Origin of the sequence: Anaerosolibacter sp., from assembly GCF_029240175.1 — a bacterium.
Lineage (GTDB): Bacteria > Bacillota > Clostridia > Peptostreptococcales > Thermotaleaceae > Anaerosolibacter.
The window spans coordinates 1-13,080 of record NZ_JARBTM010000003.1 but is presented as its reverse complement, the minus strand read 5'-3'; the positions used below and the strand labels follow the sequence as shown (position 1 = coordinate 13,080).

At 39.4% G+C, this 13,080-nt stretch carries 14 protein-coding genes; 6 read left to right on the top strand and 8 right to left on the bottom strand.

Annotation, left to right across the window (positions count from 1 at the left end):
• Positions 1–83 precede the first annotated feature (83 nt).
• Both K0R93_RS02265 and K0R93_RS02260 read right to left on the bottom strand, forming a co-directional pair.
• Positions 84–1,079 (bottom strand): CotS family spore coat protein, encoded by a 996-nt coding sequence (locus K0R93_RS02265; RefSeq protein WP_300296961.1) that lies wholly within the window; start codon positions 1,077–1,079, stop codon positions 84–86.
• Positions 1,080–1,395: 316 nt separating this feature from the next.
• Positions 1,396–2,166, bottom strand: a complete 771-nt coding sequence (locus K0R93_RS02260) for a YhcN/YlaJ family sporulation lipoprotein (protein ID WP_300296959.1) — start codon at positions 2,164–2,166, stop codon at positions 1,396–1,398.
• A 203-nt stretch (positions 2,167–2,369) separates the two neighbouring features.
• Here K0R93_RS02260 and K0R93_RS02255 point away from each other — a divergent pair, with 203 nt between their 5' ends.
• A complete protein-coding gene (locus K0R93_RS02255; RefSeq protein WP_300296956.1) occupies positions 2,370–2,558 on the top strand; it encodes a DUF6954 family protein in 189 nt (62 codons plus the stop codon).
• A gap of 96 nt (positions 2,559–2,654) precedes the next feature.
• Here the strand turns inward: K0R93_RS02255 and ltaE are convergent, their stop codons facing one another.
• Positions 2,655–3,683 carry a low-specificity L-threonine aldolase gene (ltaE, locus tag K0R93_RS02250; protein WP_300296954.1) on the bottom strand — a complete coding sequence of 343 codons (1,029 nt, stop codon included), beginning with the start codon at positions 3,681–3,683 and terminating at the stop codon, positions 2,655–2,657.
• A gap of 434 nt (positions 3,684–4,117) precedes the next feature.
• On the opposite strand from ltaE, the gene K0R93_RS02245 reads away from it, so the two are divergent.
• Together K0R93_RS02245 and K0R93_RS02240 are read left to right on the top strand one after the other, a co-directional pair.
• Positions 4,118–5,230, top strand: a complete 1,113-nt coding sequence (locus tag K0R93_RS02245) for a glycosyltransferase family 4 protein (protein WP_300296952.1) — start codon at positions 4,118–4,120, stop codon at positions 5,228–5,230.
• Positions 5,231–5,307: 77 nt separating this feature from the next.
• A complete protein-coding gene (locus tag K0R93_RS02240) occupies positions 5,308–5,541 on the top strand; it encodes a hypothetical protein (RefSeq protein WP_300296949.1) in 234 nt (77 codons plus the stop codon).
• Between the two features lie 15 nt (positions 5,542–5,556).
• Here the strand turns inward: K0R93_RS02240 and K0R93_RS02235 are convergent, their stop codons facing one another.
• From K0R93_RS02235 to K0R93_RS02220, 4 genes are read right to left on the bottom strand one after another with little or no spacing between them, the layout of a single operon-like run.
• The gene (locus K0R93_RS02235) at positions 5,557–6,615 is read right to left on the bottom strand and encodes a CotS family spore coat protein (RefSeq protein ID WP_300296946.1); all 1,059 of its coding nucleotides are present in this window, start codon (positions 6,613–6,615) and stop codon (positions 5,557–5,559) included.
• Positions 6,605–7,615, bottom strand: a complete 1,011-nt coding sequence (locus K0R93_RS02230; protein WP_300296943.1) for a CotS family spore coat protein — start codon at positions 7,613–7,615, stop codon at positions 6,605–6,607. The genes K0R93_RS02235 and K0R93_RS02230 overlap by 11 nt, the downstream gene beginning before the upstream one ends.
• Positions 7,616–7,627: 12 nt before the next feature.
• Positions 7,628–8,041 (bottom strand): hypothetical protein, encoded by a 414-nt coding sequence (locus tag K0R93_RS02225; RefSeq protein ID WP_300296941.1) that lies wholly within the window; start codon positions 8,039–8,041, stop codon positions 7,628–7,630.
• A gap of 14 nt (positions 8,042–8,055) precedes the next feature.
• Positions 8,056–9,066, bottom strand: a complete 1,011-nt coding sequence (locus tag K0R93_RS02220; protein WP_300296938.1) for a CotS family spore coat protein — start codon at positions 9,064–9,066, stop codon at positions 8,056–8,058.
• A gap of 144 nt (positions 9,067–9,210) precedes the next feature.
• Here K0R93_RS02220 and K0R93_RS02215 point away from each other — a divergent pair, with 144 nt between their 5' ends.
• The 3 genes from K0R93_RS02215 to K0R93_RS02205 all read left to right on the top strand — a co-directional run bounded on the left by K0R93_RS02215 (position 9,211) and on the right by K0R93_RS02205 (position 12,139).
• Positions 9,211–10,326, top strand: coding sequence for a glycosyltransferase family 4 protein (locus K0R93_RS02215; protein ID WP_300296936.1), 1,116 nt, complete (start codon positions 9,211–9,213; stop codon positions 10,324–10,326).
• An 83-nt stretch (positions 10,327–10,409) separates the two neighbouring features.
• Complete coding sequence (locus K0R93_RS02210) at positions 10,410–11,108, top strand: YkgJ family cysteine cluster protein (RefSeq protein WP_300296933.1); 699 nt, start codon at positions 10,410–10,412, stop codon at positions 11,106–11,108.
• Between the two features lie 704 nt (positions 11,109–11,812).
• Entirely contained in the window at positions 11,813–12,139 is a 327-nt protein-coding gene (locus K0R93_RS02205; protein WP_300296930.1) for a CGGC domain-containing protein, read from the top strand.
• 25 nt (positions 12,140–12,164) lie between these two features.
• On the opposite strand, the gene K0R93_RS02200 is transcribed toward K0R93_RS02205, so the two are convergent.
• Positions 12,165–13,080: mannose-1-phosphate guanylyltransferase (locus K0R93_RS02200; RefSeq protein WP_300296927.1), on the bottom strand; the 916-nt coding region annotated here is incomplete at its 5' end.

Genomic DNA, 13,080 nt, shown 5'->3' with positions numbered 1-13,080 from the left:
AAAAGATATTTCATTTGCTCTTTGCCAGTAGCGAGCGGCGAGCAGCGACTAGCGTTCCTTATTCTATCACCTACAATTCTTCCCTATAAAAATTTTTTATAATATTTTTCTAAAAAATCCATCTGAAAAGGAAGGTCAATGATGCTTTCTGACAGATGCTTTGCAAATATTTCTTCGGTCCAATTGTATTTTTCATAATAATATCGATTACAAATTCGCCAAAATTTCTGTGGAAACTGGAATAGGGTTACCATGAGCCGCATTTCTCTATCTGATACAGTTCGGGTTTGATTGTAGGCTTCGATCAACGTCAATGCCATATCAAAGTCCCAATAAAATCGACGCATATTCCGCATAATAAAATGGGCTAAGTCATAGCATCTAAGTTCGTGCTTGCAATAGTCAAAATCAATCACATGTTGCTTGCCGTTTGAGTCTAGAATGATATTATGGTACGTGTAGTCATGATGACATAAGTAACCTTCTCTGCCTTCCAATTCAACCTGTTGATCATAACTGTGATCTTGGAGCATCTGAACAGCATTCATGCCCATTCGATAGCACATATCAACATTCCTTAAGAAGAGCATATCGACTTTATCCTTCACCGATTTCATTTTTACTAAATTCTTTATGACAATAAGGTCTTCACATCGTTGCAAGTAGGTTTTTGGCCACTTCCCTAGATCTGACTTCACTTTTACTTCTTTTGGAGCCATAAATCCTTTGGATGCCATATGCAGCTTGCCTAGGTTTTCTGCTGCTTCCTTTGCTTCTATAGGGTTATGAAAATCACATTCTCTTCCATCAATCCATCGGGTCATGATATATAGATTGTTTTTATTTTTCACAAAGGGTTTTTGGTATGCGAGCCGATAACGATCTGTATGGTCAAATCCATTTTCAGCCAAGTGTTCCTTTACATTGTATAGAAATAAGAGCTTATCCTCTGTGTAATTGATTTTCTTTAAGCAGAATCGTCCCTCGTTTGTGTCTACCATGTACACTGCCCGGAGGGGAATGATATTATTTACCCTTAAGCCAAATCTCTTTACAATCTCTTTTATTTTCGCATCCAATTTCCATACCTCCCCCCATATATACTATGCCGTGGAAGTGGGAAAGGGTGCAAGGAGGATAGAACTACCAAAAACTTTCCACATTATCTTCTCGTAGTAAATGGCCCCTGTGCCATTCCGTTTAAAGATCTAAAATTTTGCTATTCCAAAACGGAACGCCACAGGGGGCGCTCCCTAGAAGTTGTATCAAACTCAAAATAATAATTACATTTATTTTTATTTAGAAAACAAAGACAGTGGGTGTGAAGCTTATACTTCTCACCCACTGCTCTTTTAATTCTTTTATCTTCTAACTTCTAACTTCTAACGTCTAACCCTACGTTCTTGGGATTGTCCTTCTAAACATAGTCTCTACTTGGTCGATAAAGCCTGTAATTGGTCTTCCGCCGCGGATGTCGTTCCCAAAGCCTCGTAATCTCCCTAGCGTATCAGGATTTGAGGATACATATACTCTCTCGATGGTAGGGATCGCAGTATGGATACGGTTGATTACTTCATCTCTTACATAGTCAGCGTCTTCATCTGCTATAGTTGTTCCTACGTCTACGCCCACATAAGCAACATCATTATTCACCAAAACTACTGCATTTTTTACTCCATTTACTCTTTCAGCTTCTCGGATAATTCTTGTTTCCATGGTGTTATTTGCATCGCCATTTCCTATACCTGTTGTTCCGTTCGTTCCTGGAGTTCCAGGAGTTATTAAATCTGATGTTCTATCAGTTCCTTCATTTGTTCTTCCAGCTATATCTCCCTCTTGTCCTCTAGATCCACCCATGGTATCCCCAGGTGTATTTGCATTATTGTCATCTACAGGTGCCGTATTTCTAGCAATATCATTGGTTGTTCCAGGTGTTCTTATAATTCCATTATTGGTGTCATTTGTTCCCATCCCTGTAGTTCCGCCAGTACCACCGGTTCCTGTTCCAGTACCATCAGTTCCAGTGCCTGTACCAGTACCGCCAGTTCCAGTTCTACCAGGTGCCTGATCCGTTATAGGTCTTCTGGCAGGTGTACAACCTACGATTAGTAAAGAGAAAATTAATAGCACCGCAAAGATTTTAAACCCATTTTTTCTAAAATTCATAGTTGTTCTCCTTTCGTGGATAAGCTTTTTTTATCCTCACTATTATTGTTTAAATTTTTAGATCGCTTTACACCCTGTAAAATCTAATAAATTCCACAAAAAAATACACCTTTAGCAAAAGGTGTATTTTATACTTCTGATATAATATAATAGTATATAGCATAATAAAGTTATTATATCTTTTAAAAGGAAAAGGTGATTTCATGGGCAATCGTACTTTAGGTTATTTGATTTTTCTGGTTTTATTTTTACTGTTAACCTTTTTTGGTATGGGTCCTGTTCTTATGGCCGACGGCTCCCTAAATGAACGGATTATTACCCTGATCTTTGTTCTCTTTGGTTATATGATCCTGGGTGGAGTATTCCGTTTTTGGCGCAAAAAGGGTAAATAGCATTTTTAAAGGTTTCTACTATGCTTACATTCTTACATATACCTCAATGATTACCTAAGCCCTTGATATATTATATATTCTCAAGGGCTCTTCTTTTTATGCAGATAGCAGCTCCTTCATTGTCTGCACCACCCGATGAACATCCTCTGTATTTATCCAGTAGTTGGTCACAAAGCGCATGATCCCATCCTCAGCTGGATTGATCTTGATGCCTCTCTTGAAAAACTCTTCTACCAACTGATCGGAGTCATATCCCGTATCTTGCATATCAAAAAATACCATATTTAAGTGAATATCCTCCATGTCTACCTTGATTCCCGGTATCTTGGCAAGTTCTCTTCCTAAAAGTAATGCATTTTCATGATCTTCTTTTAAGCGCTGCACCATTTCTTGAAGAGCTACGAGTCCTGCTGCTGCCAGGAAGCCAGACTGACGTAAGCCGCCACCCATGAGTTTTCTTCCTTTTCTTGCCTTATCAATAAATTCTTTTGATCCAGCCAGAATAGAGCCCACAGGTGCACACAATCCCTTAGAAAGACAACACATAATAGAATCGCAACACTTGGTAATTTCCTTCACATCTACGCCTAAATAGGTAGCTGCGTTAAATACCCTTGCGCCATCTAAGTGTACAGGTATTCCGTGGGTTTGCCCTATCTCATAGATTTCTGCCATATTCTCTAAAGATATTACTCTACCATTGGAATGGGCATTTTCAAGACAAATAAGCCCTGTACTTGGATAGTGAATATCCTCACCTCTGATTTTTGATGCAACTTCCCGAGGATCCATTTCCCCCTTTTTTGTTGTTAATGTTCTTAATTGCACCCCAGCAATCACCGACGCCCCTCCAACCTCATGCATGACGATATGGGAGTCATCGGATAAAATCACTTCATCTCCTCTTTTGCAGTGGGTGAAAAGAGCCAGCTGATTTCCAAAGGTTCCGCTAGGTACAAACAAAGCAGCTTCTTTTCCCAAAAGTTGTGCAGCATAGGCCTCCAGCTTACTTACAGTAGGATCATCCCCATATACATCATCTCCTACCTCCGCCTTATACATGGCTTCTCGCATAGCATCCGTAGGCATCGTCACCGTATCACTTCTTAAATCAATAAATCTCATTGTCACGCCTCCTTGGTTTGCTCTTACTAAGAGTAATACTCTCTTTGTGGTTTCATTTTCTTCTAAATTATTCATTCTTTTCTCGGTACCCGGTGCACGGTTCACGGTAACCGGTTTTTTGTACTGCCTACCGATGATTCTTTCACTATATGTACAATTTATACGCTAAATATTAATACAATTTCGTTATATTAAATTCCTTCTTGTTATTAAAATTTTTATAATTGTCCTTATGTCACTATAACCCTACTATTTAATCATTCATTTAAGGAGTGTTCAATATCCGTGACACCGTGTCCCGTGTACCGCGCACCGAAAAACTGTACAAATTTCAGATAAAGATAAACCTTATCTCTTACGTGTATCCAAATAGTCAACTTCCCCCTTCCCGCCGCATATAATGATATATCATGTATTTTGAAGGGGGATGAACGATGAAGATCGGTATTGATGGCAGGGGCGCCGTATGGTATAGGGGTACGGGCATTGGGACCTATACAAGTCAGTTATTACAACATTTATATATATTGGACCAAAAAAATACATATTCGATTTTCTATCCACAGGATGCGTCAGTTCCATGGATGGACTCAGCGCATTTTCAATCAATACCTTTAAATACCCATAAGGATACTTATCTTGAAGCTCCTATTGTAGGCCAGCTCCTAATTGATCAGGCTTTTCAAATCTATCATGTACCCCAAAATGGCATCGGCCTTCCTATAGACAAACATTGTGCTTATGTCATCACGCTCCACGATGTGATTCCCTATGTTATGCCCGAAACCTGCAGTAAAAATTACCTAAAACCCTTTATGGCTCAAATGAACCATATCGTAAAAAATGTTGATCACGTGATTACCGTCTCAAACCATGCCAAGAATGATATTTACCAGGTTCTAGGGATTCCTTTGTCGAACATCTCCGTCACCCATTTGGCACCTGAGAAGATTTATCGTCCCATGAATAAAGCTTCTTGTAAAACCTATGTTCAAGATCACTATGGTATTGATCGAGAATATATTCTATATATCGGAGGTATCAGTCCTAGAAAAAATATCGGGGCTATCATCGATGCCTTTCATCTTTGCCAAAAAAAACTCTCAAAAACCTACTGCCTTGTCATAGGGGGTGCCCATGGGCGGAGCTATGACCGGCTGCGCTTACGATGTGAAACCTTGGGATTGTCAGACAACGTCCTATTTCCTGGTTATATTCCATGGGAGGAGCTTCCTATCTTTTATAATGGCGCCTCCCTCTTTATATATCCCTCTTTATATGAGGGTTTTGGATTACCACCCTTAGAGGCCATGGCATGTGGTGTCCCAACCATTTGCTCCAATGTCACCTCTATTCCCGAAGTCGTTGGCGATGCCGCCCTATTGGTAGATCCCCATGATATCGATGGATTGGCAGAAAAAATCACACTGGTGCTAGAGAATCCATCTACTTATACCACTATGATTCATCAGGGTCTAAAGCAGGCAAAAAAGTATAGTTGGGAAAACACTACAAAAAAAACTATGGAAATATACCTTTCTTTCTAAGATTTCTTTAACACTTTCCATTGGACAGAATATATTGGTATGGGAAGGACCCATATCAAAATTAAGGAGGTATATATATGAGCCATAAGCATCACGATAGATGTAAATGTGTAGATAGAGAAGCCGAAAGATGCAAAGCCCTTTTGTGTAAGCTCGAAGAAGAGTATTGCAGAAAAAGATGTGCATTAAAGGAAGCTATCAAAGAAACTGAGTGCCGCTTAAAAGCACTTGAGGATGAACTTGATGCCCTTGATAAATGCTATGAAAAGGAAAGAAGAGCCATTAAAAAACAATGCGAACGTCGTTGCTAGTAAAAATGACCGGGATTACATCCCGGTCATTTCTTTAAAATCCTGTAAAAAGTCTTCCCGCAATTCTCTCCACTCTGATTTATCGATAATTTTTCCAATATAGGTTTCATCACGCCAGCGTTTGTTTTCTAAATAAAACTGGTTAGCAATTCGCCAGAAATCCATGGGAAATTTTAAATATACATAGATTCCCTTCAATTCATCATCACTCAGACTGCTCCATTGATGATATCTATTCAATATATATTCTGCTCGATCTATATCCCAAAAGCACTTCTTAAGATTTCTATGGACCAGACTGGCAATATCATTGATTCTAAGGTCGAAAATACAATACTCGAAATCCAATACAGCTACATCCTGATGGTCGTAAGAAATTAGGATATTATGATAAGCATAATCGTTATGACAGAAGCCCTTTTCATCCTTGGCTTTTTTCACAAGACCTTCATAGTCAAAACTCTTTAACCCCTCATAAGCTGCCAGCGCATCCTCATAATAGTAATCTGCGTGTTTCAAAAATACTTCATCAAATTGGATTTTTTCCTGCTTCTTTTCAGCCATTTCCTTCATGATCATAAGCTCATCACAACGCCGTTTAAATATTTCTGGCCATTTTCCCAGCTGGTTTCTGTCTTCATCTCCATGTTTTGTTATAAAGCCTTTGGATGCATTGTGGAGTTCAGTCAAGGTTTTCACCGCGATATCCAGCTCGATGGGATTTTCGTAATCGCACTCTCTGCCGTCAATCCAGTCCATCATAAAGTAGGTATCATCACCATAGGTTAAAAATAGATCCCCTTCTAGGGTTCTTCGAATCCTGGAGACCTTGTTGAATCCATTCTGTGATAGGTGTTCAATGGCCTCATGGGTGAAATAAATATCCTTGCGGCCAGATTTCATCTTTTTTAAACATTTAAAACCCTGGTCCGTCTCAATTCTGTAGATACCCCTTTTGGGCACAATATCTATTACTTTTAATCCGTAGGCCTCGAACAAATCTGGTGTCAGCATGTATTCTACAAGAATAGTCTTTTCCTCCTCCCTGATCAATTCAATAGGCTCATGCATCATCTCTTATCACCCCGCATAAGTCTAGATTTTTAAAATTTTTCTGATGCTTCTCTATCTTTAGTACTTTTCTTAATTTTTTATGCCAATAACTGTCGGATCCAGTACTTCTATTTTTGTAATAGCGCTCGATGAATTTAAAATACTCATGGGGAAACTGAATATAGGCCTGAATCAGTTTTATATCGTCACTACTCAAGGGGTAGTACCCATGATATATACCGATGATATCCTTCGCTCGTTCATATTGCTCCATATTCACTAAAATCAAATTAGCAATATCTATTCCACGCATGTCATGTTTCGCACCCTCTAGAGTTACGATCTTTATGGATTGATCCTGGGCTTTCACAAAGGTTTTTTTTGTAAAGTTGTTGATGCAGAGTTCCCGCTTCTCCATAGATTCCCTGACCATATCTAAGTAAGGTATTTGCTTTAGCATGCTTACACAATCTATAGCCTGTTCCAAATGTCTATCGATACTCTCTATAATTCCTTTTTCCGTCTTGTCTCGATGATGTTTTTCCCGAATCAGCTGTCTTAGTTTACTTCCCAAAGTAGCATATGCTTGAAAAACCCATGGCCACCGTCCCCATTCGGTTCGGATTTTGCTCCCTGGAATACCTTCAAAATCCTCCGACGACTGGTGAAACAATGCCATGGTATGGATTACCTCATCCAACAGCACAGGAGACTCATATCGAATAAAATCATGATTTCCCCAGGATATGATCTGAAAAAGACCTTCCTCTGCAGCCATGTAAGGCTTCCCCTCTCTAGTGGGAAGCACATCCAATATAGCGTCAAATTCTTTGCCCTTCACATGCTGATAGATAGAATAATGAAAGAGTGCTTCTGCCTCACTATGGTTCATGGCTTTTAGCAAAAATGTCCCTTGGTTTGTATTCAAAATCCAATCTTTGCGCTGGGCTATCATTTCATGGACATCTATACCATAACTTTTTCGGATGCTCACTACTAAAGGCTTCGTATCTCCAGCCATAACTCCCCCCCCTTAGTCGTGACTCTTTTTATATTTAAACTCTTCTCTCAATGCCTTATACTCATCCTCCAACGTGGGATCGAGTCGATCTTCTTTATATAATTTACGTAAAATTTTATACCGCTTTATCTTCTTTTCTTCCAACTCTTCTTTTTTCTTCCTCAACTTCTTCAAATACTTTATTTCTTGCTTTGTTTCTTTAATTTTTTCCTCATAGGTTTCCAAATTCCTATATTGGGCAGAAGTATTTATATCGCCCACTTCCACAAATTCTATGGCTCGTGACATATAGTCCTTCACCATCATTCGTTCCTCATCGGGTATTTGATCCATGGTATCCAGAATAAACTCCAGTTCTTCCATCCATCTTCTGCGATACTCTTCCAAACTGGATATACGAAGAACTTTTCTGTTGTCATCCTCCATATTCCTACTCTCCTTTATACCAAAAATTTTTTCATAAAAACCTCTCGTAAAGGTATATCATCTAAAATCCGATCCAATCTTCTATGAAATACCTCTTCCGCCCAAGGCTGCTTTTCCACATAATATTGAAGACCAATCTGCCAAAACTCCTGGGGGAATTCCATAAATGCCTTGATCACACCTATTTCCTCTGCCAAAATGGGTTTTTCTCGATTGTAAGTGTTCCATATGAAATATGCCTTATCCAAGGCCCAACAGCCATAGCGCATATTTCGAATCAAAAGACTTGCCAAGTCATGGATCGACATATCAAGAATGCAGTAATCGAAGTCAATCAAATGCACTTCTTGATCTTCTGTTATCAGTACGTTGTGATGGGCAATATCATGATGACAGAAGGTTTTATTCCGCCGGCTTTCTTCAGACAGTCTGTAGTAATCTGAATTCTCTAAATGTCCAATTGCCCGTATGCTCCAATCATAGAAATAGTCTGTATAGTGGAGAATCTTTTGGTCAAAGTCATCCTTTATTTCTTTGCCCTGGGCCATTTTCTTGAACAGCTGCAATTCTTTGCAGCGTTTCTGGAAATGCTCCACCCATTTTCCCCAGAATACCCGGCTCCCGATCTTGATACTAGGCTCAAATCCCCTGGCTGCATGATGGAACCGAGCCAGGGCACTGGTGGTTATCTCTAGATCAAAATAGTCATCATAATTTGCTTCCCTACCGTTGATCCATTGACTCATCATGATTACCCCGTCATCCATTGGTATACCTAGTTTTCCATCTTTGGTCTCCATGACCTTTGGAATATGATAAAACCCATGATTTCGTCCATGGGTCATGGCTTCTACGGTGAAAAGATATCTATCATAGGGGGCGTTTACCTTCTTTAAAAGCTTCAGTCCATCATCGGTGAGAAGCTGAAAAACCCTTTTCTTTTCCTCCCATGCAAAAACCTTTATGCCATACTGTTCGATGATAAGCTGTTTTACGTCATTATTTAATATAAAAGGCTTTCCCATCTTTAACACATCCCAATATCAGAGTCCTATTGTATTATATGACTTGAATGGGAATGTGTGACTTGTTCAAGTAACCATCGGGCTCTTTGGTGAATATGATGGTATATTATATGGTTAGTCGATACATAACAAGGAGGTATTCTTATGTTGATTAGTATAGATACCAGAGGTGCAAAACTCTATGCGGGCACAGGAATTGGCACCTATACCCATGAGCTTTTGAAAAATATCTTGAAGCAGGATAAGAAAAATCAATATTTATTTTTCTGGCCCGGAGAGGGTTATGACCAATTCCAGTCACACGCAAATATCGATGTTCATTTGGTTGGTACAAAGAATAAAACTTTCTGGACCTATGACTATATTCCTCACCTTGTGAAAAAAAGCAGTGCACAGCTATTCCATATTCCACAGAATGGTCTAGGGCTTCCCAAGGAAAAATTCTGTAGGTATGTGGTCACTGTCCATGACCTCATCCCTTTCATTCTTCCCGAAACTGTAGGGTACAGCTATCGAGAGCGATTTGTTGAGGAAATGCCCTCCATCGTCGAAAATGCCGATGCGATTATCACCGTGTCCGAGTATTCCAAGAAGGATATCATAGAATATTTTGGTATACCTGAGAACAAAGTAGTGGTTACCCATTTGGCAGCAGATGAAATCTATCACCCGATCAATCATGTAGAAGCGAAGCACTTCATAAAAACTTCCTATGGTATCGATCAAGAATTTATTTTATACCTGGGAGGCTTTAGTGCTAGAAAGAATGTCCTTGGACTGATCCAAGCGTATGCCCAATCTATCAAATCTCTAAATAACACCTATGCCTTGGTGATTGTCGGTGCCCCCAAGGACTCCCATGGGGAGATCATGTCCACCATTGAACGCCTCGGCCTAACGGATCGTGTCATTTTTACGGGCTTTGCACCCTATAGTCATTTGCCTTACTTTTATAATGCAGCCTCGCTATTCATCTATCCCTCCCTATACGAGGGCTTTGGTCTGCCGCCTCTTGAGGCCATGGCCTGTGGCTGCCCGACCATCACCTCCAATATAACATCGATTCCTGAAGTGGTGGATGATGCCGCTATTTTGATTAACCCCTATGATGTGGATGAACTCTCTCAATCCATCATCCAGGTCCTTGAAGACAAGAAGCTCTCCATGGATCTGATCATCAAGGGTTTAAAGCGCGCATCTCAGTTTTCATGGGAAAACACAGCAAAAAATACCCTCAGGGTCTATGAATCTCTTCAATAGTCGAAATATTCTTCTTTTCTTTCCCATCATTGTGGAATAAAATGGAATTGTAAATTGTTTCTACATTTGGAGGTGTATCTCCTATGACAGAAAAAGACCTAGGGTTACCGTTTCAATTAATTGAAGAAGGTATATGTTCAGGTATCACCAACTGTGTCTCTGCCTGCAAAGGCAAGGGACTTTGCTGTCAGGGTTATACCCCTAGATTTAGCCTGCTGGAGTTAGGTCTTTTGTCAGCCTATGATCTATCTCTTGTCAAAGAGATTATACAAAAAGGTACCCCTGTAGAAATCTATGGTTTTGACCCTACAAAAGAGAACAGATTGATGCTGGCATTCCGCTTAGGAGAGAAAGATGGGCCTTGCAGTTTCCTCTCTCCTTTTGGATGCACACTTCCCTATGAAGTGCGCACCCTACCCTGTAGAACCTATCTGTGCTTGAGAGGAAAATACCAGTTGTTTCTCCAAACTCCCCATTATCACAAATATAAAAAAATGGTCAAGTACATTGAAAAATATGACCAATATTTCTATACACTATTTGTAGAAATTCTTGATACTTATCGTTCCCTGCTAAAGGAAGCCCTTGATTTCACGAAGGCGTCCTGGTTAGACCATTTCCTTCCTGTCTTACTAAGAGAAAGCAAACAATATAATACACTTTTTCATAAATTTCTATTATCCAATTGGGACCCCGATTATAAGCCTGAACTTTATTATCATTATACATTCGATAAATTTTGGACGGATATGGAGGGCTTTACAGTGACAAATTCAATCTAAAGAATTTCCAGTTCATTACAGAAATTACATTTGTTTTACGAAATGATTACATCCCATCATTCAGAATATTTTCATGTTATAATGAGGTAACTCAAATTATGGTGGTGATAGGTATGGAAATCCTTCTAATTGTTTTATGTGTTCTTATTTATATTTCTATTGATCAAATCGATACAAAAGAAGAATTGGATCAGGATCCTGCCTGTGATTATATGGAAATCCAGCAGTAATAACCTCCTCCCAATATAAAATACTCCTGTCTACCACAGACAGGAGTATTTATTTATGTTAAGGAAATTATGGTCTTCAATTTCATTAACATTGGGGATTTTTAAAGGGGTTCACCCCTAATACTGCCGCTATACAATCCAATAATTGAGAGGTACATATATCGCAAAGAGTTTGAACCTTCAGCTGATTTAAGCTGTAGAGATTTTGAGAGTCTTACTCGAAGAAATCTCTGCTGCGTCATGAGCATTTGCGGAGCAATTTGCGATTTTTATGTCTAACATTTGGAGGGTTACAGCGAAGCGTCATAGGGAACTATTAGTTCCCTGTGAAGAACAAAAGCATTTCCTTTGATTCTAAAGCATGAAATGCTTTTGTTCTGTCTTTTATGATGAGCATTAATTGATATTTATCACATACCGTTTTTAGAAACCCTATTATAATCTATGTATCAGCACCTATGGGAGGATTTTTTCATGGAGAAAATAGGGATTATCAATTGCTTTGAGGTATCTCAACGCTGCAGCGGCGGCGGATGTACGAGGGCCTTCAACCAAAGGACTGGCGCCTTTGAGGCTTATGGACAGGAGGATGAGATGACTTTCTTTGTCCACTGTAATGGCTGCAGTGAAGAATCTGTTCAGCAGGTTTTAGATAGGGCAGCAGAAATGAAAGGATCAGGCGTCACAGCCATTCATCTTTCCACTTGTATTCGCGCCAGATGTCCATGGTATGATGAATTTATGAATGAATTGTCTAAGGACTTTAAGGTTGAAGGGTATAGTCATGGGAAAAAGAAATAGACAGGAGAGACAATCGTCTCTCCTGTTATATAAACTTTGTAAGTTCTTGCTGCTCCACAAGAATTTTTAATAGTTCTTTAATATCTTGGTCCCGCGATTTATCACAAACCATTACCACATCTCCCGTATCTACTATGATGAGATTGCTTACACCGATAGTAGCGATCAACCGATCCTCTCCAAAAATAATACATTCCTTGGTATCGATTTTTGAATTCAGCGCCTTAACGATATTGCCATTTTCATCCTTATCAAAAAATCTTTCAAAGGCCGTCCAGCTTCCGATATCATCCCATCTGAAATCAGCCTCAATTACGTTAACCCTAGTACTTCGCTCCATGATACCATAATCTATAGAAATCCCATCAATCTCCTCATAGATTTCTTCTAAAACGGTTGTTTCTTCATCTGTTCCAATGGCATCACTGATTTTCATCAAACTGCTATGCAAGTCAGGAAGGAAGCGCTTAATTTCCTCCATCAGTACAGACGCCTTCCATACAAACATACCACTATTCCACAGATAGGTTCCCTTGTTAACAAATTCTATAGCTTTCACCTTGTTAGGTTTCTCGATAAATCGTTTTGCCACATAAACCGGACAATCATATTGGGCGATTGACCTGCCAGCCTCAATATAGCCATAAGCAGTTTCTGGTCTCGAGGGCTTAATGCCCATGGTCATCAAACAGTCCGTTTCTTCCACAATGTTTATGGCATCATGGATCACTTCAACAAATTTATCCTGATCAAAAATTAAATGATCAGAAGGGAGTACCACCATGGTTGCATTAGGGTCTTTCTTCAACAGGTGTACAGCTGCAAGACCTATGCATGTGGCAGTGTCTCTATTCATAGGCTCAATCAAGATATTTTCCGAAAGAATTTCTGGGATTTGGGTTTCTAAAGTATCGATATATTGGCTGCTGGTTACGATATAT